Here is a 23,372-nt window from a genome sequence, read left to right on the forward strand (position 1 = left end):
ATTGTATATAATATATTATGGCTGTGATGAGAAGAGTAAATATAAGAGGTAGTCTTAGCGAGCAAGGGTTGGTGAAAGCCTTGTATGAAACTTATATTGAAGAACATCTCGGAGCTTCTAACCGAAATCTTTTTAGAGAGTAGACTTAGACGGAGTCAACCCGTTATACGTTGAGCTGCATTACATTGTGCAGATATGAGCGGCTGTTTTCAGCAAATTGGGTGGTACCACGGAATTATACCTTTCGTCCCTTATATTTTTTAGGGATGAAAGGTTTTTTTATTATATTAAATATCGAAAGGAGTTTTTACAATGGAAAAGATATCTATAAAAGAACTTTATAGAAACAGTGACAAATATATAGATAGCGAAATATCTATATGCGGTTGGATTAGAACACTTAGAGATTCTAAGACTTTTGGATTCATAGAATTAAATGATGGTACATTTTTTAAAAACCTTCAAATAGTTTTTGATGACTCTCTAGAAAACTTTAAGGAGATTGCAAAACTTCCTATAAGTTCATCATTAACAGTTGTGGGAAAGGTAGTTGCTACTCCACAGGCAAAGCAGCCTTTTGAAATAAAAGCTACTACTATAGTTGTTGAAGGATTGTCAAACTCTGATTATCCTCTTCAAAAGAAGAGACACAGCTTTGAATATCTTAGATCAATAGCTCACTTAAGACCAAGAAGCAACGCATTCTCTGCTGTATTTAGAGTAAGATCTGTAGCAGCTTATGCTATACACAAATTCTTCCAAGAAAGAGGATTTGTATATACTCATACTCCAATAATAACTGGAAGCGACTGTGAGGGTGCAGGAGAAATGTTCCAGCTTACAACTTTAGACCTTAAGGATGTTCCAAAAACTGAAGATGGATCTATAGACTTTAAAGAAGATTTCTTCGGAAAGGAAACCAACCTTACAGTTTCTGGTCAGTTAAACGCTGAGTGTTTCGCTTTAGCATTCAAGAACGTTTATACTTTTGGACCAACTTTTAGAGCTGAAAACTCAAACACCGCAAGACACGCTGCTGAGTTCTGGATGATTGAGCCTGAGATAGCATTTGCTGATCTTCAAGATGATATGGAACTTGCAGAAGATATGCTTAAATATGTTATCAAGTATGTTATGGACGAATGTCCTGAGGAAATGCAATTCTTTAGTTCATTTGTTGATAAGGGATTATTAGATAGATTAACTAATGTAGTTTCTTCTGATTTTGGAAGAGTCACTTATACTGAAGCTGTAGAGCTTTTACAAAAGGCTGACAAGAAGTTTGAATATCCAGTATCATGGGGTTCTGACCTACAAACTGAGCATGAAAGATATTTAACAGAAGAAGTGTTTAAGAGACCAGTTTTTGTAACTGACTATCCAAAAGAGATCAAAGCATTCTATATGAGAATGAATAATGATGGAAAGACAGTCGCTGCTACTGACTGCTTAGTTCCTGGTATAGGAGAAATCATCGGTGGAAGTCAGAGAGAAGAAAGACTTGACGTTCTTGAAAAGAGAATCGAAGAGCTTGGACTTCATAAGGAAGATTACTGGTGGTATTTAGAGCTTAGAAAATACGGCGGAACAAAACACGCTGGTTTTGGATTAGGCTTTGAAAGACTTATCATGTATATCACAGGAATGAGCAACATCAGAGACGTTATCCCATTCCCAAGAACTACTGGAACTGCAGAATTCTAGAAAAACGTTCAAAATTTTGTTTTAATACATGGGTTATAAACTCTAAAAAGATAGCGTTATTTAAAAATAACGCTATCCTAACACTAACCACTAAAAGATAACCTTAAACTAAGGTTATTTTTTTATTTATCTATAAAAATATTTTCACTGTAGTATTATCTACTCTAATGAATATTTGCCTTTATAATCATTAGAATAAGATAACATTAATTTTTTATGGAATATCAACATTATTGCTCCTATAATAATCAGTATAAGTGAAAGTACTTGTGAAGCCCTAAAGCCAGGGAAAAGATATAAGCTATCAGTTCTAAGACCTTCTATCCATAGCCTGCCTAGTCCATATCCAACAAAATACATAGCTAAAAGTTGTCCATGGAATTTAATCTTCTTACGATACCTAAATGCTATTAGAATTAAAAACACTCCTAAATTCCACATACTTTCATAAAAAAATGTAGCTTGATGCCATTCTCCTAGTTTATCTATGTACACAGCAAATGGAAAAAATTGAAGATTAGGATTTGTAACGAGATTTCCAAAGGCTTCTTGATTGACAAAGTTCCCCCAACGTCCTATTGCTTGACCAAGAATAAGACTAGGTACAACTATATCTATTAGACGCATCAACGGGAATTTATTGAATTTGCAAAATAATACTGCAGCTATAAACCCACCTATGACACCTCCATAGATAGCTATTCCGCCTTCCCATATAGAAAAAATCTTTATAGGATTGTATTGATATTGTTCCCATTGGAATATTACATAATAAGCTCTAGCACCTATAATAGATATAGGCAATGCAAAAAGTAGAAAATCAGATATTAAATCACTCTTTAACCTTTGTTTGTTCGCTTCTCTTCCAGCAATAATAGTTCCTATTAATATACCACACCCTATTATCACTCCATACCAAGCAATGTTTAATCCCTTAATTCCAAATAAGTTTTGTGCGAAATATTTACTTGTCATAAGTTTCCCATCCTATTCTCAATAAATTTATTAATTCATAAGCTGATTTCTAGTAGCATAGCAATTGTTATATTACACCTACAGTGGAGAAATCTATAACGGCTAACCTTTAGATAACCCTAAATTAATATAGCTAATATTTTATCATAGAGATTTATCTCATACAATTTTTAAATAACTTCAAATCAAGAAATATCTTAACTTTTAGATAATCTTAAGCTTATTGATAAACTTTCTTAAGAAAGATTTGCGTATTAAAATCTCTAACAATCAAAATTACATTATCCTGAGATAATCTTTTATGTTAGAATTGTTTTTATAAGCTCAATATGATTGTTTATAAAATTTTTAAATGCACATTTGCATAGAAAGGATTGCTTATGGATAAAGCTTTAATTATTGAAACTACAAAAAGGTTTGTGCATGATAAATTATATGGGGAAGGCAGCGGTCATGATTGGTTTCATATAGAAAGGGTCTATAACACTTCAAAATTTTTAGCATCTAAAGAGAAGGCTGACAGTTTTATTGTTGAGATGACAGCTCTTCTTCATGATATAGATGACTGGAAGTTTTCTGAGGGTACTGAAACAAATACATCTAGAACTGAAGCTTTTCTTAGATCACAAAATATAGATGAAGCTTCAATAAATCATATTTTAACCATAATCAGAACTATGTCTTTTAAGGGTGGTGTAGTTGATTCTACTCAAAAGACTATAGAAGGTATGGTTGTTCAAGATGCTGATAGATTGGATGCCATTGGTGCAATTGGAATAGCAAGAACCTTTGCTTACGGTGGTCATAAAAATCGACCTATGTATGATCCCAATATAAAACCTATGGATTTTTCATCTTTAGATGAAGTAAAAAATGCTAAAAATCATACTATAAATCACTTTTATGAGAAACTCCTAAAGCTAAAAGATCTTATGAATACGGAAACAGCAAAAGAATTAGCACAGAGAAGACATGACTTTATGCTGAAGTTTTTAGATGAATTTTACTATGAGTGGAACTTCAAATAATATAAGTATAAGTTACATGAAAAAGAACAGCAGGTATTGATAATACTTACTGTTCTTTTTTTATTAATGAAAGGGGTATATTTTAAGAATATATTTTGTTCTTTTTAGATTTATCTTTAAAATATTTATTTATTCTTAATATAAAATATATAAGGAACATAACTGTATAAAGAATTATGTCCAAATACTTTTTCTCAAACTTTGGAATATATAAAAGCATCATATGTACATAAATTAGCCCATAAAAGACATATGCACTTCTCTGAATATTTTTCCACTTTTTATAAGGCATCTTTTTTCTTACACATTTAAAAGATGTTATCATAAGAGGAATCATTAAAGTAATCATTATTAAAGAAACTATAGTAGCCATCAATTTGTATGTAGATAAAGAACTAGGATTAATAAAAAGAGCAGGGAAATATTTTATCCCATATAATATGTTATGTCCTAAAACAAGTATACAAGCTACTATAGAAAGTTCTCCTCTTATTCTCATTAATCTTCCTTTTATAGGAGAAGTATTTTTAATAACACCAGTAAACATAACTATCGTAAATAATGCTAAAGAAAAAGTCCCTTTTGTAAATATATTTAAGAAATTTCTTCTCAAAAAATCAGGAATATACCCTGAAAAATTACCTTTATTAATAAAAATTAAAAGTGTAGTGATAATAATTGAAACTAAGTAAATTATACTGCTGTATTTATTTATTTGTTTATAAAAAATACAACTTAATCCCAATAAAACTAAAAGTGTAATTATAAATAGCATAAATGCCTCCTTCGATAATTGATATTGATTATTATTATCAATTATATATTGGTTTTTAAAAATAGTCAATAAAGTTATGCTCTAATTAATTTATATTTTTACTTTTTTAAATTATAATTGCATAAAAAAGGAGAGCCCAAAATGCTCTCCTTTTCTTTAAATTTTAGTTTTCTCTTACTAAGTAGTAAAGTGTTCTAAGTGGTGCAGCTGTTCCTCCTGCTGTTAAGTAGTCCTTAGCTCCATCTACAAAACTTGTTCCTGCTATATCAAGATGAAGCCATGGCATTGGTTTGTACAAAAATTCTCCAATAAATAGGCCAGCTGTTATAGTTCCAGCAAATCTTCCACCAGAGTTTTTGTAATCTGCTACTTTTGATTTAAGAAGTTCTTTGTACTCTTCAAAAGCCGGAAGCTGCCAGAATTTTTCTCCTGAACGCTTACCTGCACTTAAAAGGTCATTATAGAAAGCTTCATCATTAGTTATAACTCCTGTTGTTAGTGTTCCAAGAGCTCCTAAAACAGCCCCTGTCAAAGTTGCTACATCTATAACCTTATTTACATTTTCCCTAGATGTTATATAGTAGACAGCATCTGCTAAAGTAAGCCTACCCTCTGCATCAGTATTAACTACTTCTATAGTCTTTCCTGCCATAGATGAAATTATATCTCCTGGCTTGTAGGCATCATTAGAAATTAAATTCTCGCAAGCAGCAACTACTGCAACTACATTTTTCTTTAATTTCATTTCAGCTATAGAACACATTGCTCCGATTACAGCCGCAGCTCCTCCCATATCACTCTTCATGTCTACCATACCTTGAGTAGGCTTAAGTGAATATCCACCTGCATCATAAGTAAGACCTTTTCCAACCAATCCAAGTATATTTTCTTTATCCTCTTTGTTTCCAAAATATCTCATGATTATAAATCTTGGTTTGTTAAAAGCAGACATTCCAACTGCTAAGAAAGCTTCCATTCCCAATTCCCTTATTTGATTTTCATCTAGTACTTCAATTTCAAAACCATATGCTTTTCCTGCATCTATGCATCTTTCAGCCAAAGTCTCTGGGTAGATTGTATTCGCTGGTTCATTCACCAAATCTCTAGCAAATACTGTTGATTTGATAAGACTAAGTCCTTCTTTTAATGCAGACTCTAGAATCTCTTTATCTTCATCATTAATATCAACTATAGAAACTTCTTTTAAAGTGATCTCACTCTTGTTAGTCTTATATTTATCAAAACTATAATCAGCAAGAGCCATTCCTTCTGCTATAGCTTTGATTGTACCTTTTTTACACAATCCATCTGTAGTAAAAAATTTTACTGATGCACTAGCAATCTTTAATTCCCTAGCTTTTTTTACAACTTTAGAAAATATCTTTCTCACATCTTCCGAAGTTATCTCTTCATTCTTTCCAAGCCCCACAAGAAGTATATGCTTTATAGTTTCTTCAGAAATGTTAGTAAAATGATATATATCTCCTTTTACTGCTTTGAAAGCTTCACTATTTCTCACTGAATTTATCATCTTCTTTATGCCTTCGCAGCTAACACATAATTCTTGATTTTCAAATACTGGAACAATAACGCATTCTGCTGATGAACAGCCATTGTCATTTAATTTAAATTCCATGTCCCATCCCCCTTTTGTAAAAAATAATAACTAGAGAGATTTCCCCTCTAGTCATTAGTATAGTTTATTTTTATATTTAATCCAATAGCTTTATTTCATAAACCAAGTTGGTATTGCCTCTCCTAAACGTATATTGCTATTAAGCAAGGCTGTAAGTGTTAAAGTTAATATTATAGCTATAGCAACTAATTTTATAACTCTCTTATTCATAAAAATTCCTCCTTACCATCTATATATCCTTAGATTGTGCTAAATTTTAATTTTTATGACATAAGAATATTTTCATTTAGTACTTTAAAATTATATGTTCCTTATCGCTATTTTTTATATCTATTATTCTCTGATTGCTAGAACCTTTAAATTTCAATCCCTCTATTTTTTTCGTTTCATCAAATTTTCCGTCAACTAAAACATCAATATTATTTAAAAGCTCTCTCCAACCCTCTCTCTTATCCATATGATCTAATATATATTCATAGCTATATCCTGTATAACACCATACATTCAATCCATGATCTTTAAATTGTTTTGCCATATATGCAAATTTATCCGCCTGCTCCCAAGGGTCACCGCCTGAAAAAGTTACTCCTTTAAGCATAGGGTTAACTTTAACTTCATCTATAAGTTTGTCCATATCAAATTCTTCTCCACCATTAAAATCATGAGTTTCAGAATTAAAACAGCCTTTACAGTTATGTAAGCATCCTTGAGCAAAAAATACTCTTCTTATTCCAGGACCATTCACAAGGCTTTCTGGAAGAATGCCTGAAAGCCTAACAGTCTTATCTTTCTTCATATTTATTCCCTCCATGTATTTCATTCTTATATTATACACTTCAGATAATTTAATTTCTATCAGTACACTTTTTACACAGACTAGTATAGATAATATTTTCCTGTAGTCTATTTCTATATATTTAATGTATAATTATAATTAGAATTTTCTAAATTATTATGCTTTTAAAGGGGGTTAAGTAAAAATGAGAAATATACAACTAGAGGACTTTATAAAATACAAATTTCTTTCTTCATTGAATTTTTCACCAAAAGGAGATAGTGCATGTTTCGTAGTTTCAAATGCTAATGTAGAGGATAACAGCTATAATTCTAATTTATGGCTTTATAATTCCGAAAACGAGACATGCTCTCAACTTACTGCCTGCGATAATGAAAGAAGCTACATATGGCTTTCTGATAATCAAACCATTCTTTTTCCATCATCTAGAGATGCAAGGGATAAAAAGAAGCTTGAAAGCGGTCATGAGTTTACTCAATTTTACAAAATAAACATACATGGAGGAGAAGCTGTAAAAGCTTTTAAAATTCCAAAACTTGTATCTTCCATATATGAAATAGATGAAGATACTTTCATTTTCACTTCAATGCATAAAATAGGTTCCAATGATCTATCCAAGTTATCTGATGATGAAAAAGAAGACGAACTTAAGCTAAGGAAAGATGAAAAAGATTATGAAGTTTTAGATGAAATTCCTTTCTGGAGCAATGGAAGCGGTTTTATAAACAAGCAAAGACATAGACTATATAAATATGTAGTTAGTTCAAATAAAGTTACTGCTATAACAGATGAATATACTTCTATAGGAGCCCTTCATTTAAATAAAAATAAGGACAAGATTGTTTTTACTGGCAGCTCTTTCAAGGATAAAGCTCCTTTAAATGATAACTTATACCTTTATGATTTAACTAAAAATTCTCTTAATCATATAAATAAAGATGAATACTTCTCTTACAGCTATGTTGACTTCATAAATGATGATACTTTAATAGTTTTAGGAAGTGACATGAAAAAATATGGAATCAATGAGGATGGCAAATTCTATTTGATAAGTTTAAGAGATTTCTCAAAAGTACTCTTAACAGATGATCTTGATAAAAGTACATGGAATTCTGTAGGCACTGATTGTCGTTATGGCGGCGGGAAGACCATGGTGATGGATGGGGAATATCTTTATTTTATAACAACTGAAATAGACAGTTCTTACATTAATAGAATAGATATAAATGGAAACATTGAAAAAGTAAGTTCTAATAAAGGCTCTGTTGACTGTTACGATGTTAAAAACGGAAAAATTTTAATGATAGCTCTTAGAGATCAAAAACTTCAAGAACTTTACAAAATGGATTGTGGAAAGGAAACTCAACTTTCAAGCTTTAATCAATGGGTACAAGACGAACTTAAGGTAATAAAACCTGAAAGTATTACATTTGAAACTGTTCCTGGTATCAATATAGAAGGATGGGTTCTTAAGCCTGCTGACTTTGATGAAACTAAAAAATATCCAGCTATTTTTGATATTCATGGCGGTCCTAAGGGTATTTATGGCGATGTATTTTATCATGAAATGCAGTTCTGGGCAAATGAAGGCTATTTTGTATTCTTCTGTAATCCTAGAGGCGGTGATGCCCATGGTGGAGCATTTGCTGATATAAGAGGAAAATATGGCACTATTGATTATGATGATCTTATGAGATTTACTGATGAAGTTCTAAAGAAATATCCTAATATAGATAGTTCAAATGTAGGTGTTACTGGTGGTTCTTATGGTGGATTTATGACTAACTGGATAATAGGTCATACAAATCGATTTAAGGCTGCTGCTTCTCAAAGAAGCATATCAAATTGGATTTCTAAATTCTGTACTACAGATATAGGATATTATTTCGTAGATGATCAGCAAGGGGCTACCCCTTGGAATGATTATGAGAAACTTTGGTTCCATTCTCCTCTTAAGTATGCAGATAAGGTTACAACGCCAACACTGTTCATACATTCAGAAGAAGATTATAGATGCTGGCTAGCTGAAGGAATACAAATGTTCACAGCACTCAAGTATCATGGAATTGATTCTCGACTATGCATGTTTAGAGGAGAAAATCATGAACTTTCAAGAAGTGGTAAGCCAAAGCACAGAATAAGAAGACTTACTGAAATCACTAACTGGTTTGAAAAATACCTAAAATAATATGATATAAATTTATAATCAGAGAATAAATAATAATAGCTGGGAAATACTAACCTTATACTCAATTTTAGTATAGGGAGGAGTACTTATGGAATTATTAAACAGAGAATTTCCTGCTATAAACATTTATTCTCTGCTTTTTTATTTTGTTCTATATTCATTTTTAGGTTGGATAGTAGAGGGCCTATATAGCCTTGTTATGTGTGGCAGTTTTTCTAAAAATGGATTTCTTATAGGACCTTTTAAACCCATGTACGGTTTTGCTATGACTATAATAATAGTGCTTCAAAGGTACAATTCAAGCCTATGGTTTTTGGGAATTATGAGCATTATTGTTCCAAGCACTGTAGAGTACATATCCGGATTTTTATTAGATCATCTATTAGGACTAAAATATTGGGATTATGCTGATCTTCCTTTAAACATAAATGGATATGTATGTCTTCTTTTTTCAGCTTTTTGGATTATTCTAGTATTTGCAGCCATATATATACTTCAGCCTATAATAAACAATATATATATGAGAAGCATATATATCTCTAATTCCATCTCTATAATCTTATCTATATATCTATTGGTTGATTTAGTCTTAACTCTTATGGCAAAAATGCCAAAGGATAAGTTCATATAAAAATTAGCCCTTGCTGAATTATATCGCATCAGCAAGGGCTAATTCGTTTATCTAATAGTTAACAGTTGTCATCCCTTACATCTTTTTAAGTATGAGATAACAAAATTCACATTCTTAGATAAAGACTTCTTAACTTTAATCTATTCACAATCTCTATATCCGCTCTCTTTTGTTGTATGAGTTAGTCTATCATGTCTTTCTGCATGCTTCCCAGGACCAAATCTCTCATCAAGGCTTAAATATCCTGTAACTCTAGATACTCCCTGTATGTCATTACTTCCACACTTAGGGCACTTTATATCTCCTGTATCTAAATATGTTCCGCAGGATTTGCAGTATCTTATGTGAAAGTTTATTCCCATATAACTTATATTAGTGTTTTTATATGCATAATTTAATATATCCATTATAGTTTCTCCATCTGGACGGTCATCTACTTCTATATAAGTTATATGGCCTGCATTGCATAGCTTATGATATGGAGCTTCTATATCTATTTTATCCTTTATAGAAATAGGGAATCCTACTGGTATGTGATAGCTATTTGTGTAGTAATCTTTATTCGTAATACCTGCTACCTCTCCAAATACCTTTTTATCTTGAAGAATAAACTTTCCGCTTAATCCCTCTGCTGGAGTTGCATAAGTACTCCAATTAAGCTTTGTTTCTTCAATAAGCTTATCAGTGTAATCTCTCATATGAGATATAATCTTAACTCCTAATTCTCTAGATTTTTCATCCTCACCGTGATGTTTTCCTGTAAGAGCTGTAAGAGTCTCTGCAAGACCAATGAAGCCTATACTCCAGCTCCCTTGCTTTAATATTGGTTCTATTGAATCATTTGGCTCTAATCCTTCTGAACCCTTCATAAGTCCTTGTCCTGCAACAAATGGAAGATCTTTAACCCTTAAGTTTTTAAGAACTTCATATCTATGCATTAAAGCTTCCTTAGCTAGATTCAATCTTACATCAAGCATCTCAAAAAATTTATCTACATTACCTTTTGCTAACAAGCCTATTCTTGGAAGATTTATAGTTGTTGGAGCTATATTTCCTCTTCCCTTAGTTCCTGGCTCTCCATTCACATTAGACATGATGTATGTTCTGCATCCCATAGTTGCTGGAACCACACCTTTATCATAATAATCTTTATTAAAATCAGCATCTATATTCATAAAAGTCGGATTCATACGCTTGCTTGCTACTCTACATGCTAGCTCATATAGATAATAATATGGATCGCTTACTTCTCTATTGACACCTTCCTTAACTCTAAAGATTATGTTAGGGAATATAGGTTGCTCTCCCTTTCCTAGTCCCTTTTCATATTCTAAAAGGAATATCTCACATATCATAGCACTATCATGGTTTTCAGGTATTCCTACATTTACTGAACTAAATGGTACCTGAGAACCGGCTCTTGAATGCATAGTGTTTAGATTGTATACTATTCCCTGCATAGCCTGATGAATTTGTTTTTTAAGCTTCTTCTCAGTTAATTCCTCAAGCTGACTTCCTGTAAGTCCATACCCTTCTAATTCACATCTTATTTCTTTTCTAGTAGGCTCTACAAAAATACCCATGTCATTATCAAAATCCGGATGTGACTGTCCACCAAACATATCATTTTGAGTTGACTGAAGAAGTATACATGAAAGTTCTGCAGCTGACTCTATTCTTTTAGGAGGATTTATAGTTCCATATCCTGTATTGAAGCCTCTTTCTAAAATTTCTCTAGTTGGTATATGTAAACAATTTGTAGTCAAATTGTAGCTATCTAAGTCATGATAATATAAATCCCCATTTTCATGAGCTTTTGCTAAATTTTTAGGCATAGAAGCTAAGTTATGCCACTTATTTGATTCACTTGCTATTCTTAATAATTTTGAACTAAAGTTATTTCCTACATTAGCATTATCCCTATCAGTTTCAACACCAATCTTTTCTATAGCTTTCATAAGATCTGATTTGATTTCTCTAACCATTGTTCTTTCTTGTCTATAATTACTATAAGTCCTGCTGACTTCACCATAATTTAAAGAAGCCAAAGTATCTTCAACAATATTTTGTATAGTTTCCACTGTTATCTCATCTAATTCACGATTTTCAATTTCTTTTATTACGTCTTTAGTTATCTCTATTATTTCGCTTTCTTTCAACCCATAAGCAATTTCCTCTGATGCTCCCTTTATAGCATCAGCTATCTTTTGAGAGTTAAATTCAACCTTACGTCCATCTCTTTTCACAACATGTAGCATTAAAGTATCCCTCCAAACACAATATCTAGTATCAACTTGATACATTATACTAAACATACTTTCTCATAGCAATTCATATAAACATATTTTTTTTTGAAATTCTCTCTTTAATCGTCTGTAGCTTTCTCTACATAGATTTCTTGCACATTACCTCCTGTTGACAATACAAAGTTTTCTCACCTATTCATAAATCAAACTCATCTTTCATATAAATACTAAATATATCATAAATTTAAGGGAGGTTTTTAATATGAATAAAACTTTAATTTTAGCATTAACCTTAGGCATTTCAATAAATTTATTCGGTTGTTCATTGGCTGAAAAAAAAGAACCATCTAATACTAAGGAAGCTACTGCAGAAACTTCTGCAATGTTACATAATGAAAGAAATCCTTCGTCATCAGTCAAAAGCCTATTTACTGGTGAAGAAATAAGTTCTACCGTCAAAAATCAAACTCCGTTTATGGTTGTCATAGAAAATTCTAAAGCTTCACGTCCTCAAAGTGGCTTAAATGATGCCGATATAGTTTATGAGACTATGGCAGAAGGAGGTATTTCTAGATTTATTGCTCTTTTTCAAAAGAATGATGCAAAAGTTATTGGTCCTGTAAGAAGTCTTAGACCGTATTTCATAGATATATCAGAAGAATACAACCTTCCATTTGCTCACTGTGGCGGTAGCGATGAGGCATTAGCCTGTGTCAAGTCAGAAAATCTTATGTCTATGGATGAAATGGCTAACAGCAGCTCTTATTGGAGAGACTCTGTGCGCAAAGCTCCTCATAATCTTTATACATCATCATCAAAAATTACAAGTACAATAAATAAAAAAAGTTTTTCTAATATTCCAACTTGTAATTTAAAATTCGATAAAGATTACTGGTCAAAAGATTCTTTAGAAGAATGTAACTATATAGAACTTCCAATAAATCGATACTATAAAACCTCATACACCTTTAATAACGGAAAATATTATAAAGTCATGGATGATGAAGCTGCAATTGATAGAGAGACTGGATCCCCTATAGGTTTTAAGAACGTGGTAATTCAACTTACTAAAATAACCTTAAATAAGGATGGTAAACACGTAGATATTGATCTAAATGGTTCTGGAAACAGCTTTGTTTTATCAAATGGAAAAATTAAATCTGCAAAATGGTACAAAGAAAAGGATTCTACAGTCTTAAAGGATGACAATGGTAATACGATCCCTTTAAATCCCGGCAATACTATATGGAACATAATAGACTCTTCTACTAAAATAGCTAAAAATTAATATAAAAATAGGGTGTTGTATGTTCTCATTCAACACCCATTTATTTTATATTTACAACATAAACCCGTACATAGGTTTATGCATATTCACATCTAACAATTCTTTTTACCCCTACATCTGCTGATACTAATTCTTCAGCAAGTTTAGATGGGCTAAGCCCTTTATTCAGTCTTATAGTGTACTCACTTTCAGTATACCTAGCATCATCATCTTCTTCATTTATAGAAAAATCAACTCTTAAAATCTTTATATTTTTGTTGTTAAAAAATTGAGATATATCGTGATAAACTACTTTATCATTTAAATGCTCAATTTGAAGAGTTAATTCATTGTAAGTCATCATATATTTTTTTTCAAATTTCTTTAATATTCCCAATACCAAAACAGCGGTTATAGTAGATGCTCCAGCTAAGAAATAGTATCCCATTCCTATGCCAAGTCCTATACATGCAACTACCCATAATGATGCAGCTGTTGTAAGTCCCTTTATAGATCCTTTTTCGTGTATTATAGTACCTGCTCCTAAAAAACCTATTCCTGATATAACTTGAGCCCCAAGCCTTTGCATGTCCACCTTTACTACATTAGCCAAAGCTGGATCTGCCTGTATCATTCTAATTGCATCATTTACATTAAAACATTGAATAAGCGATATAACAGTGGCTCCTAAACATACTAAAATATGAGTTCTAAAGCCTGCTGGTCTATTTTTGTTCTGACGTTCATATCCGATTACTCCTCCGATTATTACCGCCATAATTAATCTAGCTATAATTTCATAAGTTAACACAACTTATCCTCCACTCTAATTAGAATTTTCATTCAATTTTTAGACCATTTTTTGAAATTTAATTTCACTCTCCCAAATATTGTTTTGCTTTTTCTTATAACATATTTTACCACAACACTTTATTTTATTGTCTTTCCTTATAATAATATTATATCATATTTTTTATAATCAGTTATTAAAAATAACTTAGTTGTTAAATTAAATTGAAATATAATTTCACAACTATATCACTATTGATATAGTTATCAATTGTGATATAATTATCTTATATTAAATATAGGAGGAATTTTAAATCTATGGATAAAATTGCTTTAATATGTGATAGCACTAGCGACTTAAAATCCGAAACTTACTCAAAATATAATATAAAAATGTTACCATTTAAAATAATATATAAAAACGAAGAATATCTAGATAGAATAAGCATAGAGCCATCTGAAGTATATTCTAGGTTGCCAGAAGAGATCCCAACAACATCTCTTCCAGATTTACAGACAATAGACGATACATTTAGTGAAGTGGAAAAAGAAGGCTTCACTCATGCTATTGTTATATCTATATCTAGTGGACTGTCTGGAACTTTTAATGCAATAAATTTAGTTGCAGAAAATCATCCTAAACTAAAAATTCATGTATTTGACTCAAGAACTCTATCAATAGGAACTGGTCTTACAGTTCTTAAATGTGCTGAAATGATAGAAAAAGGATTTGACTTTGATACTATTGTAAAAGAACTTCCTATATATCAGTCTCATACATCAATGTTTTTCGTAATAGACACTTTAGTTTATTTAAAAGCTGGAGGTCGAATAGGAAAAGTTGCCGGAACTTTAGGAGAGCTTCTAAATATAAAGCCCATAATTTCTGTTAATGAAGATGGAGTTTATTATATCTATAGCAAAGCTCGCGGCAAAAAACAAGGCTTAAACAAGCTTATATCAATTGCTAAAGAATCACTTGCTAAAGGTCCTTGTTTTGTATGTGTTATGCATGGTGGTGCTGAAGATCAAGCAAAGTTTGTGTATTCTCAAATAAAAGATGATCCAAATTTAAAAGGAACTTACTTCTCCGACATAAGCCCTACTGCTGGTGTTCATACTGGAGCTGGTTTAGTTGGAGTTGCTATAGCTGAAAGTTATTAATTATGATAGATAATAAAAACATTAAGTCCGAAGAAGAGAAGCTGTATGAAGAATACAAAAAAAAGCTTGCTGAACTAAAAAAAGTAAAAAAAGAAAATGAAGCTGTAGGTCAAGTTTTTACTAAGGGTCTTCTTCCATTGTATGTTCTATATATATTAAGTTTAGGACCATCCAATGGTAATGAGATAGCTCATCAAATAGGAAGTCATACTAACGGTTTATGGATTCCTAGTACAGGAGGTATATATCCTATTTTAAAAAAACTAGAGAAAAATGATTTAGTGAAAGGTGAATGGGACGACCCAAAGAAAAAATTCCAAAAAATTTACACTCTTACGGATGAAGGTGAAGCTGAGTATTTAAAGAAGAAAAAGCTTCTCAAAAATAAAATAGAAGAAGCTTTAGAAGTGTTTAAAGTTGTCTACAATGATCTTTACCTCTAATCCAATAATTGACTTTTTGTAACTATACGTATATTATAAATTTATAAATAAAATATAAAGAGCTAGGGGTGCCTTTAGGCTGAGAGATGAGTTCATCATTGACCCTCGTACCTGAACTGGATAATGCCAGCGTAGGAAAGCAAAGTGACTTGTAGTTAGTTTACTAATTATAAAGAACTTCATTCCTAGAGAATGAAGTTCTTTTTATTTCTACGTCCTAGCTAAAATAGGAGGTTAATATTAATGTTAGAAAGTATCAACAAATTTGTCGGACAGTTAGGAAACCTTAAAGAAAGCTTTTTTTATGTGTTAGCTCGTCCATCAACTGTAATTCTTTTAATAGCTATACTAGTTTTATGTATAGTATTTGCTAAAGTAAAAAAGATAAAATTTAGTGCTAAACTTATAGCTCAAATAGGACTAGCTATTGCATTAGCATGTGTACTTCAAGTTCTAAGAGTTTATCGCTGGCCTCAAGGTGGTAGTGTAACTCTAGGAAGCATGGTACCAATATTGTTTATGGGAATAGTTTATGGACCATCCATAGGGCTTCTTACAGGTTTTATATTTGGTCTATTAAATCTTATTTTAGATCCATTTATACTTACACCTGTTCAAATGCTTTTGGATTATCCTTTAGCTTATATGTCATTAGGCTTAGTTGGTTTCTTTAAAAACAACTATATAAAAGGAACTGTCGTAGCATTATTCGGAAGATTTTTATGTCACTTCTTATCAGGTGTAATCTTTTTTGGAAGCTATGCCATAGATGCTGGAATGACTCCAATTCCTTATTCCCTTTTAGTTAATGGAGTATTCATATCTGTTGAAGGACTTATATGTATAATAATATTAAAAATGCTTCCTATAAAAAGATTAAAATCAACTTTAATTAAGGAGGTATAATTGAAATGGTTATTGCCGATGTAGCTGTAATGCCTCTAATTCCTGCTGTTTCTGAAGAAGAGATGTACAAGGTTGTCGATGAGGTTATAGAGTATATAAAATGTAGTGGATTAAAGTATGAAGTAGGAGCTATGAGCACTACTATAGAAGGTCAATATGATGAAGTTTTTGATCTAATCAAAATCATTCACAGAATACCTTTCAAGCTGGGTATAGAAAGAGTCATAACTGTTATAAGAATTGATGAAAAGAATACAGGCCTAACTATTAATGAAAAATTAAAACATTATAGATAAAAAAAGAGAGATCATTTTTATGATCTCTCTATTTTAATGTTATTCTACTGATATAGCATTAACTGGACAGCTTGCTTCTGCTTCCTTAGCATCATCTTCATGTCCTTCTGGCACCTCATCAACTATGACTTTTGCCTTTCCATCATCATCCATTTCAAATACAGCACCGCATATTGAAGGACATAGTCCACATCCTATACATGTATCCTTATCAACATTAGCTTTCATGTCAAAACCTCCTTAAACTAAATTACATTTAATATTATTTTCATATATCTAGATTTTATGTATCTGCAAATAAAAAATGCATCACAGTTTCCCATGATGCATTTTTTATTTTAATTATAGAAGACTCTTTATTAAACTTTCGTATTCTAAATTATTCTTTATATATTCTTCTGCTTTGCCAGCTTCCAAACTTTCTGATAAATCTAGATTTATTGGAAGTTCTGCTATAAGAGGAATTCCTAAATATTCTGCATGTTCCTCTGCACTCTTCTTAGAGAAGATCCTTATCTTTTCATTGCACTTTCCACATCTTATGTAAGACATGTTTTCAACTACGCCTTTAACTGGCACTCCAAGCTTTTCAGCCATTATTACAACCTTCTTAACTATCATAGATACCATATCCTGTGGTGTAGCTACTATAACCATTGATGTAAGTGGAAAACTCTGCATAACTGTAAGCGCAATATCACCTGTTCCTGGAGGCATATCTATTAGAAGATAATCTAGATCTTCCCATGCAGTTTCCATGAACATCTGATTAAGTACACCATTTATAACCGGTCCTCTCCATATAACTGGCTGCTCTTCTTTTTCTGTAAGAAGATTTATTGAAATAACCTTTATTCCAAGTTCAGTTTCTACAGGAATGAACTTTGTTTCATCTCCTATTCCTGTAGGCATCATCATAGCACGTTCTTCGTTTACTCCAAAGAATCTTGGCATTGATGGACCTGTTATATCAGCATCAAGAACACCGACCTTAAAGCCCTTTTTAGCAAGCTCTATAGCCATTATTCCTGTTACAGTTGACTTTCCAACCCCACCTTTTCCGCTTATAACTCCTATTATATTTGATACCTTACCATACTTAGGAGTTTGTTTTCCTCCACAGTTTTGGCTTTTTGATGAATCTTTTGATCCGCAACTTTGTCTACTTGGACATGTTGAACAATTTCCCATTTTTATTCGCCTCCTAAAGCATTAAAAATCATCCTGCTTTTTGTCACTTATTTGTATGTTCCAAGAATTATCCTCTACTTGGCATAGAGCATAAAATTTACTCTCTTTGTTGGAACCTTTATATTTTACAGTGATGATACATTTATATACCTTTTCTTTGTAACCATAGGTTTTTATATTAACTACAGTATCAAATTCTTCCTTATTATCCTTAACCAATTCCGCATTAGGAAATTCAGCTTTTAAATCATCTTTAAAATTTTCAACATCTATAGATAATATATATTTTGCTACTTCTATATCATCTTTTATATTTATTCCTATATTGCTGCTATTTTCAAAAAGATACTTATTCTCATCTAAAAACTGCATTATCATCCTATAATAAAGTACGGAGAAATCTCTAGGTTTTCTAAGAACTGATAAGTTTCTTATTATGTCATTATCTATTCTCTTAGACACAACGTATGACTCATTATCATTATAGAAATTCCCCATTTTTTTATCCTGTACACCTACTACGTAGTTAAACCTATGAGGCTCTTTGCCCCATTCATAAATTTCGAATATGTAGTCAGAATCTAAATCTGTCTTTCCTTCTACCGCCTTAGCACTGGATAATATATCATGTATATTATTGATAGTTTTTTTATCAGTTACAACACATCTAAATCCTTCGTCTCTAGTGCTTTGAATCACTATTTTTTCAATTTTATTTTCTGATATATACTCAAAATCATTATTTTTAAGTCCCATCTTAATCTTGAGATTGTCAATCTTTGAGCATCCACTAAAAGTTAGTGCCAAAATAAATATCATAAGAAGGATTATAGATTTATTTTTCCTCATTAGTAACACGTCTCCCTTTAAGTTTATCTATATTGAAAACCACTATTCCTATTATGAGCGTAAATATAGCTATAAATTGTGATGTAGATAATACTCCCACATTTCCTCTTGGATCATTTCTTAAAAATTCAACCAAAAATCTTCCTATACTATATAGTATAACATACAATGAAAATGTCTTTCCTGGCTTCTTATATTTCTTTAATGACCATAATAAAAAAATACCTAATGCAAAATCAAATAAACTTGAATATACCTGTGTAGGATGAAGGCTCACTTCATTTACTGCAAAAGGTGATTCATGAAATGTTATTCCCCATGGTAATGCAGTTGGTGCTCCATAACAGCATCCTGCTAAAAGACATCCTATTCTTCCAAAACCTTGAGCTATAGCCACTCCTGGAACTACTATATCTAATACTTTTAGAACATTCCACCTTTGTTTTCTGCAATATGCATATACTCCAATCGCTCCACCCATTATAGCTCCATATATAACAAATCCAGCTCCAAAATCTTTTAAAATATATGGGTTATTAATAATATTTTTGAATTCTGTAATTATAAATAAAATTTTCCCTCCAAGGACTCCTAATATTATAGATATTAACGCCATATTAAAAACTTTGTCTTCATTATATCCTTTATCTCGTGAAAGCTTAAAAAGTATTCCTAATGCAGCAATTATCCCCAATGCTATCATAAGTCCATAACCGTAAATTTCAACTCCTAGTATCTCAAAAATAACAGGTTTCATATTCTCCCCCTTATCCCATATAAATAATAAGAGAAGCCTAGGCTTCTCTTTATTTGTCTAATAAAATTATAATACTATATATATTGTAAATCAAATTAATTTTTCATTACTATTTTCTCAGATAAAGCTTTAAATACTGAAGTGTAACTTTTATTTGTCGTATTTTCTGGAGTCAAGAAAATCAGTTTTACTACATAATCTTTTCCATTCATATAGTATTCATAAGTATCATAGCTTTCTCCATTATCACTCTGAATATACGATACCTCATAAGCATCCATACTGCTTATTTGGGTTTTTCTGCTATCATAATTTTTATACTCTTTATTTTTAAGTGCAGTATTCTTTATGCTAGTCATAAAAGTATCTAATGCTATGTTGTTTTGCCAGACTTCTATATAACCCTTTATTTGATCATCATTCCAGCTAAAATCACTGTGATACAATATATGATTTTTTTCTGATTCTTTTTCTTCTACCTTCCAGTTATTGGGCATAAAATACGCTACATCTCCATCTAAAACAGTCTGCTCTTGAAGCTTACCCATGTCATTCTCTACAAATACAGCATTTCTTATGTTTTTGTGAAAAAGAGACTCAAAACCTAAAAGTATCATAATTAGTCCTATTATTATTATAGTTATTCCTAGTCTTTTTTTATTTATTTGAAAGTGTTTCATATTACACCTCCTAATTATTACTATATAAAAGCTCCCTCTAAGACCTGCAATCTCAGAGGGAATAAATTTTATTTCATAGGTACAACTATTATTGAGTTCTTAAAATCGTAGAACATTATCCAATATCCTATATGACTTTCATGCATTTCATCTACTGAGATAGGTGCCCAAGTAACAAAACCTGTTCTTCCGCCATATGGCTGCTCTTCTTTGTTTTTAGTTCCAGGTAGTCCATAAGCTAAATATTTGAGATTTCCTTCGCTGTCACACTTTAATCCCATCATATAATATTCGTATTTCTTTATATATGGATAATAATTGATCATTGGATAATAAACTACTGTGTATTTGTTGTAGTTTGAAATATTACACATTGCTTCTAAGTCTTTCACAGGTATCTTATACCATCTGCAATTTTTAATTTCACTACATACACCCTTAACTTCTTCAAATCCATCCATTATAGACTTGAAAAATTCGCCAGCTGTATCCTTTGGAATCTCCTTGCTAGTATCCGCTTCTTCCTTTATTTCCTTTACCTTTTCTTTGTTAGATTCATTTTCTTTTCTCTCAGAATCTGGTTTAGATTTCTCTATGCTTCTTTCATACTCATCAAATTCATTTTTCTCTTCTGTTTTTTCTCTTTCTATAGGAGGGTTATCTATCTTAGCAACAACATTCTCAGCTTGTTCTTCAACGATGTTTTCTTCTACTTCTTTAACTAATTTTTCCTCACCAGCATCTGCCTCAAGAATTTCTTCTTTAGATACTGTTTCCTTTTCTTCTTTCTTCTCTTCTACTGGATCTTCAGCTCTATCTTTATTTTCTGAGTCACACTTATTTTCTTTCTTTTCCTTGATCTCCTCAGACTTCTTTTCTTTAACTTCTTTCTTCTCCTCATACTTCTTTTCAATAATTTCTTTTTTCTCTTCAGTCTTCTTTTCAATAACTTCCTCTTTCTCTTCAGCCTTCTTTTCTTTAACTTCCTCTTTCTCTTCAGCCTTCTTTTCTTTAACTTCTTCCTTTTTAACTTCTTCCTTTACTTCCTTTTTCTTGCAGTCTAATATAGTATACTCTTTCCATTTATCTGGAATTTCCGTTGACGCAAAGCCACTCATTACAAATATAGGTCTTCCACCTATAAATTTGCCTATAGCTGCTCCTCCGATTTTATCCATAGAAATATTAGAATCTCCTATATTATCTGCTGTACATTCATAGGTTATATCTGCTCTACCATTGTCATCTATGTTCAATAACCCTAAATTGACTATCTTTTTGCAATCCTTCTTGTTTGCTATCAAAAACATATAGCAACTTATTTTTTCTCTTTTTATATTTTGAACATAAAAGGACACCTTGCATTTATCATTCTTCATCTCAATTTTGGCATATCCAGAAGATTGCTTATCTGGGGATATAGAATGACCTTTTTCATCCTCTTGTAGTATTATAAAGTATCTACTGTAGGACTTTTTATTTGCCAACTGTTTTCCCTCCACTTTATATTTATTCATTTATATTATATGTAGATTTACGGAAAACTTTACTAAAATTAGAAAAAAGCCGATGTTTAATCAGCTTTTCTCATATCATATATCGCATCACTCAATTTTCCAAACTCTTCGATAGATAAAGTCTCTCCTCTACGCTTTTGATCTATCCCACTTATTTCAAATGCTTTCTCCATCTTTTCTTTTGGAAGTCCTATTGGCTTTAAGGCATTCCATAAAGTTTTACGTCTCATGTTGAAAGAATCTCTTACAACAGTAAAAAACAACTTTTCATCCTTAACTTTTATCCTTGGTTCTGCTAACTTATCTAATCGTATTACTATAGACTCAACTTTTGGTCTTGGTATAAAAGAAGCTGGTGATACTTTTCTTATTATTTTAGTATCACAATAAAACTGTACTAAAACAGAAAGTGATCCATATTCCTTGCAATTAGGTTCAGCATCTATTCTTTCAGCTACCTCCTTTTGAATCATTATAGTCAAAGATTTTAAGTTATAATTTGATGTTATCATTTTAGTTATTATAGGTGTAGTCACATAATAAGGAAGATTCGCTGCCATCTTAACACTTTTTTCTTCACCTATAAGCTCGTTGATATCAACTTTTAAAGCATCCTTATGTATAAGCTCAAAATTATCAAAATCCTTAAGTTCTTCTGTAAGTATAGGTATTAAATCATTATCTAACTCTATGGATGTTACTTTCTTCGCTCTAGGCAGCAAAACTCTTGTCAATGTACCTACTCCAGGACCGATTTCTATAACATAATCATCTTTACATATTTCCGCTCCATCAACTATATCTGTAATAACTTTATCATCTATTAAAAAATTCTGTCCCAATGCTTTAGAAAACTTAAAATTATATTTTTGTACTAACTCCTTGGTTGTTGGTGTATTCATACTCTCTCTCCTATACTATTTCCTTATTCATCTTTTCTACAGCTTTTATAAACTCTTCTTCTGTTATTCCATAGTTATTTAATCTAGATAAAAACTGCGATGCATTACAATATCCTATTCCAAGCTCTCTTCCTAAAAAGTCTCTTCTCTCTGCAGCTCTTTCATCCATAGTAAGTCTACACATCATCATATCCTGTATTGTAAAAGTATCTACCCTTTGCTTTTCGCTGCACTTTGCATTTTTGAGCGCTCTCAATATAGCTTCAGGTGATGCATTTTCAACTCCTATATCGTCATCTTTTCTACCCTCACTTTGAGTTATATATGCATGCTTTATTCCTTGGACTCTCTTAGATATTATTCTTCTTATCTTTTCTCCCGCAAAATCAGGATCTGTAAATACGATTACCCCCTGTCTATTTTGCGCTTCTTTTATTCTCTTTATTACTTTTTCATTTATTCCAAATCCGCCTACTGCTATCATTTCAGCTTCTACTGCTCTTTTTACTGCTGTTATATCGTCTCTTCCTTCAACAACTATCACTTCTTTAATCAAAGTTCTACTTCCTTTCCATTTTCTTTAAAAATGTTCTTATACTATAATAATACACATTCTTCTCTTAGTCTACCCA

General features: G+C 31.5%; 23 protein-coding genes, 1 riboswitch and 1 other annotated feature. Of the genes, 9 read left to right on the forward strand and 14 right to left on the reverse strand.

Annotation, left to right across the window (positions count from 1 at the left end; genetic code table 11):
* The first annotated feature begins 14 nt into the window (after nucleotides 1-14).
* Nucleotides 15-255: a binding site (T-box leader), on the forward strand.
* 57 nt (nucleotides 256-312) lie between these two features.
* Entirely contained in the window at nucleotides 313-1,704 is a 1,392-nt protein-coding gene (gene asnS / locus KQH81_RS16090) for an asparagine--tRNA ligase (RefSeq protein ID WP_027638510.1), read from the forward strand.
* A 159-nt stretch (nucleotides 1,705-1,863) separates the two neighbouring features.
* Here asnS and lgt read toward each other — a convergent pair whose 3' ends face one another.
* Nucleotides 1,864-2,679 carry a prolipoprotein diacylglyceryl transferase gene (gene lgt, locus KQH81_RS16095; RefSeq protein ID WP_027638509.1) on the reverse strand — a complete coding sequence of 272 codons (816 nt, stop codon included), beginning with the start codon at nucleotides 2,677-2,679 and terminating at the stop codon, nucleotides 1,864-1,866.
* Between the two features lie 380 nt (nucleotides 2,680-3,059).
* Here lgt and KQH81_RS16100 point away from each other — a divergent pair, with 380 nt between their 5' ends.
* A complete protein-coding gene (locus KQH81_RS16100) occupies nucleotides 3,060-3,707 on the forward strand; it encodes an HD domain-containing protein (RefSeq protein ID WP_027638508.1) in 648 nt (215 codons plus the stop codon).
* A gap of 82 nt (nucleotides 3,708-3,789) precedes the next feature.
* On the opposite strand, the gene KQH81_RS16105 is transcribed toward KQH81_RS16100, so the two are convergent.
* The 3 genes from KQH81_RS16105 to nrdG all read right to left on the reverse strand — a co-directional run bounded on the left by KQH81_RS16105 (nucleotide 3,790) and on the right by nrdG (nucleotide 6,914).
* Nucleotides 3,790-4,482, reverse strand: coding sequence for a ferric reductase-like transmembrane domain-containing protein (locus KQH81_RS16105; protein WP_027638507.1), 693 nt, complete (start codon nucleotides 4,480-4,482; stop codon nucleotides 3,790-3,792).
* A gap of 163 nt (nucleotides 4,483-4,645) precedes the next feature.
* Nucleotides 4,646-6,118, reverse strand: a complete 1,473-nt coding sequence (locus KQH81_RS16110; RefSeq protein WP_027638506.1) for a leucyl aminopeptidase — start codon at nucleotides 6,116-6,118, stop codon at nucleotides 4,646-4,648.
* A 286-nt stretch (nucleotides 6,119-6,404) separates the two neighbouring features.
* A complete protein-coding gene (gene nrdG, locus KQH81_RS16115; RefSeq protein WP_027638505.1) occupies nucleotides 6,405-6,914 on the reverse strand; it encodes an anaerobic ribonucleoside-triphosphate reductase activating protein in 510 nt (169 codons plus the stop codon).
* Between the two features lie 184 nt (nucleotides 6,915-7,098).
* On the opposite strand from nrdG, the gene KQH81_RS16120 reads away from it, so the two are divergent.
* Entirely contained in the window at nucleotides 7,099-9,102 is a 2,004-nt protein-coding gene (locus tag KQH81_RS16120; protein ID WP_230028497.1) for an alpha/beta hydrolase family protein, read from the forward strand.
* A gap of 88 nt (nucleotides 9,103-9,190) precedes the next feature.
* Nucleotides 9,191-9,733: a putative ABC transporter permease gene (locus KQH81_RS16125; RefSeq protein ID WP_051196220.1), complete on the forward strand. Its 543-nt coding sequence runs from the start codon at nucleotides 9,191-9,193 to the stop codon at nucleotides 9,731-9,733.
* A gap of 140 nt (nucleotides 9,734-9,873) precedes the next feature.
* Here the strand turns inward: KQH81_RS16125 and KQH81_RS16130 are convergent, their stop codons facing one another.
* Nucleotides 9,874-11,991: an anaerobic ribonucleoside triphosphate reductase gene (locus tag KQH81_RS16130; protein WP_027638502.1), complete on the reverse strand. Its 2,118-nt coding sequence runs from the start codon at nucleotides 11,989-11,991 to the stop codon at nucleotides 9,874-9,876.
* 250 nt (nucleotides 11,992-12,241) lie between these two features.
* On the opposite strand from KQH81_RS16130, the gene KQH81_RS16135 reads away from it, so the two are divergent.
* Entirely contained in the window at nucleotides 12,242-13,267 is a 1,026-nt protein-coding gene (locus KQH81_RS16135; protein WP_035770604.1) for a DUF3048 domain-containing protein, read from the forward strand.
* A 76-nt stretch (nucleotides 13,268-13,343) separates the two neighbouring features.
* Here KQH81_RS16135 and KQH81_RS16140 read toward each other — a convergent pair whose 3' ends face one another.
* Nucleotides 13,344-14,057, reverse strand: a complete 714-nt coding sequence (locus KQH81_RS16140) for an MgtC/SapB family protein (RefSeq protein ID WP_027638501.1) — start codon at nucleotides 14,055-14,057, stop codon at nucleotides 13,344-13,346.
* Nucleotides 14,058-14,353: 296 nt separating this feature from the next.
* Here KQH81_RS16140 and KQH81_RS16145 point away from each other — a divergent pair, with 296 nt between their 5' ends.
* From KQH81_RS16145 to KQH81_RS16160, 4 genes are all read left to right on the forward strand, one after another.
* Nucleotides 14,354-15,199: a DegV family protein gene (locus tag KQH81_RS16145; protein WP_027638500.1), complete on the forward strand. Its 846-nt coding sequence runs from the start codon at nucleotides 14,354-14,356 to the stop codon at nucleotides 15,197-15,199.
* A gap of 2 nt (nucleotides 15,200-15,201) precedes the next feature.
* On the forward strand, nucleotides 15,202-15,642 hold the full coding sequence (locus KQH81_RS16150) for a PadR family transcriptional regulator (protein ID WP_027638499.1): 441 nt from the start codon (nucleotides 15,202-15,204) through the stop codon (nucleotides 15,640-15,642).
* Nucleotides 15,643-15,696: 54 nt separating this feature from the next.
* A riboswitch (TPP riboswitch) is annotated at nucleotides 15,697-15,797 on the forward strand.
* An 88-nt stretch (nucleotides 15,798-15,885) separates the two neighbouring features.
* On the forward strand, nucleotides 15,886-16,548 hold the full coding sequence (gene thiT, locus KQH81_RS16155) for an energy-coupled thiamine transporter ThiT (RefSeq protein ID WP_051196219.1): 663 nt from the start codon (nucleotides 15,886-15,888) through the stop codon (nucleotides 16,546-16,548).
* Between the two features lie 5 nt (nucleotides 16,549-16,553).
* Entirely contained in the window at nucleotides 16,554-16,844 is a 291-nt protein-coding gene (locus KQH81_RS16160) for an MTH1187 family thiamine-binding protein (RefSeq protein ID WP_027638497.1), read from the forward strand.
* A gap of 39 nt (nucleotides 16,845-16,883) precedes the next feature.
* Here KQH81_RS16160 and KQH81_RS16165 read toward each other — a convergent pair whose 3' ends face one another.
* The 8 genes from KQH81_RS16165 to rnmV form a co-directional block, all read right to left on the reverse strand.
* The gene (locus KQH81_RS16165) at nucleotides 16,884-17,072 is read right to left on the reverse strand and encodes a ferredoxin (protein ID WP_027638496.1); all 189 of its coding nucleotides are present in this window, start codon (nucleotides 17,070-17,072) and stop codon (nucleotides 16,884-16,886) included.
* A gap of 114 nt (nucleotides 17,073-17,186) precedes the next feature.
* Nucleotides 17,187-18,035, reverse strand: coding sequence for an Mrp/NBP35 family ATP-binding protein (locus KQH81_RS16170; RefSeq protein WP_027638495.1), 849 nt, complete (start codon nucleotides 18,033-18,035; stop codon nucleotides 17,187-17,189).
* A 21-nt stretch (nucleotides 18,036-18,056) separates the two neighbouring features.
* The gene (locus tag KQH81_RS16175; RefSeq protein WP_027638494.1) at nucleotides 18,057-18,884 is read right to left on the reverse strand and encodes a hypothetical protein; all 828 of its coding nucleotides are present in this window, start codon (nucleotides 18,882-18,884) and stop codon (nucleotides 18,057-18,059) included.
* Entirely contained in the window at nucleotides 18,871-19,641 is a 771-nt protein-coding gene (locus KQH81_RS16180; RefSeq protein ID WP_027638493.1) for a prolipoprotein diacylglyceryl transferase, read from the reverse strand. Before KQH81_RS16180 ends, KQH81_RS16175 begins: the two co-directional genes overlap by 14 nt.
* 95 nt (nucleotides 19,642-19,736) lie before the next feature.
* Complete coding sequence (locus KQH81_RS16185) at nucleotides 19,737-20,321, reverse strand: hypothetical protein (protein WP_230028498.1); 585 nt, start codon at nucleotides 20,319-20,321, stop codon at nucleotides 19,737-19,739.
* 68 nt (nucleotides 20,322-20,389) lie between these two features.
* Nucleotides 20,390-21,808, reverse strand: a complete 1,419-nt coding sequence (locus KQH81_RS16190; RefSeq protein ID WP_027638491.1) for a DUF7922 domain-containing protein — start codon at nucleotides 21,806-21,808, stop codon at nucleotides 20,390-20,392.
* Between the two features lie 86 nt (nucleotides 21,809-21,894).
* Nucleotides 21,895-22,740 (reverse strand): 16S rRNA (adenine(1518)-N(6)/adenine(1519)-N(6))-dimethyltransferase RsmA, encoded by an 846-nt coding sequence (gene rsmA, locus KQH81_RS16195; protein WP_027638490.1) that lies wholly within the window; start codon nucleotides 22,738-22,740, stop codon nucleotides 21,895-21,897.
* Between the two features lie 10 nt (nucleotides 22,741-22,750).
* Entirely contained in the window at nucleotides 22,751-23,296 is a 546-nt protein-coding gene (gene rnmV / locus KQH81_RS16200) for a ribonuclease M5 (protein ID WP_027638489.1), read from the reverse strand.
* Between the last annotated feature and the right edge of the window lie 76 nt (nucleotides 23,297-23,372).

This window comes from Clostridium cadaveris (genome assembly GCF_020911725.1).
Taxonomy (GTDB): Bacteria; Bacillota; Clostridia; order Clostridiales; family Clostridiaceae; genus Clostridium_X; species Clostridium_X cadaveris.

Coding starts and splice junctions, on each gene's coding strand:
- KQH81_RS16130 (WP_027638502.1), bottom strand. CDS start 11,991: ATGCTACATGTTGTGAAAAGAGATGGACGTAAGGTTGAATTTAACTCT.
- KQH81_RS16185 (WP_230028498.1), bottom strand. CDS start 20,321: ATGAAACACTTTCAAATAAATAAAAAAAGACTAGGAATAACTATAATA.
- KQH81_RS16165 (WP_027638496.1), bottom strand. CDS start 17,072: ATGAAAGCTAATGTTGATAAGGATACATGTATAGGATGTGGACTATGT.
- KQH81_RS16150 (WP_027638499.1), top strand. CDS start 15,202: ATGATAGATAATAAAAACATTAAGTCCGAAGAAGAGAAGCTGTATGAA.
- KQH81_RS16170 (WP_027638495.1), bottom strand. CDS start 18,035: ATGGGAAATTGTTCAACATGTCCAAGTAGACAAAGTTGCGGATCAAAA.
- asnS (WP_027638510.1), top strand. CDS start 313: ATGGAAAAGATATCTATAAAAGAACTTTATAGAAACAGTGACAAATAT.
- KQH81_RS16160 (WP_027638497.1), top strand. CDS start 16,554: ATGGTTATTGCCGATGTAGCTGTAATGCCTCTAATTCCTGCTGTTTCT.
- KQH81_RS16135 (WP_035770604.1), top strand. CDS start 12,242: ATGAATAAAACTTTAATTTTAGCATTAACCTTAGGCATTTCAATAAAT.
- nrdG (WP_027638505.1), bottom strand. CDS start 6,914: ATGAAGAAAGATAAGACTGTTAGGCTTTCAGGCATTCTTCCAGAAAGC.
- KQH81_RS16125 (WP_051196220.1), top strand. CDS start 9,191: ATGGAATTATTAAACAGAGAATTTCCTGCTATAAACATTTATTCTCTG.
- thiT (WP_051196219.1), top strand. CDS start 15,886: ATGTTAGAAAGTATCAACAAATTTGTCGGACAGTTAGGAAACCTTAAA.
- KQH81_RS16175 (WP_027638494.1), bottom strand. CDS start 18,884: ATGAGGAAAAATAAATCTATAATCCTTCTTATGATATTTATTTTGGCA.
- KQH81_RS16145 (WP_027638500.1), top strand. CDS start 14,354: ATGGATAAAATTGCTTTAATATGTGATAGCACTAGCGACTTAAAATCC.
- KQH81_RS16100 (WP_027638508.1), top strand. CDS start 3,060: ATGGATAAAGCTTTAATTATTGAAACTACAAAAAGGTTTGTGCATGAT.
- lgt (WP_027638509.1), bottom strand. CDS start 2,679: ATGACAAGTAAATATTTCGCACAAAACTTATTTGGAATTAAGGGATTA.
- KQH81_RS16110 (WP_027638506.1), bottom strand. CDS start 6,118: ATGGAATTTAAATTAAATGACAATGGCTGTTCATCAGCAGAATGCGTT.
- KQH81_RS16180 (WP_027638493.1), bottom strand. CDS start 19,641: ATGAAACCTGTTATTTTTGAGATACTAGGAGTTGAAATTTACGGTTAT.
- KQH81_RS16120 (WP_230028497.1), top strand. CDS start 7,099: ATGAGAAATATACAACTAGAGGACTTTATAAAATACAAATTTCTTTCT.
- rsmA (WP_027638490.1), bottom strand. CDS start 22,740: ATGAATACACCAACAACCAAGGAGTTAGTACAAAAATATAATTTTAAG.
- KQH81_RS16105 (WP_027638507.1), bottom strand. CDS start 4,482: ATGCTATTTATAATTACACTTTTAGTTTTATTGGGATTAAGTTGTATT.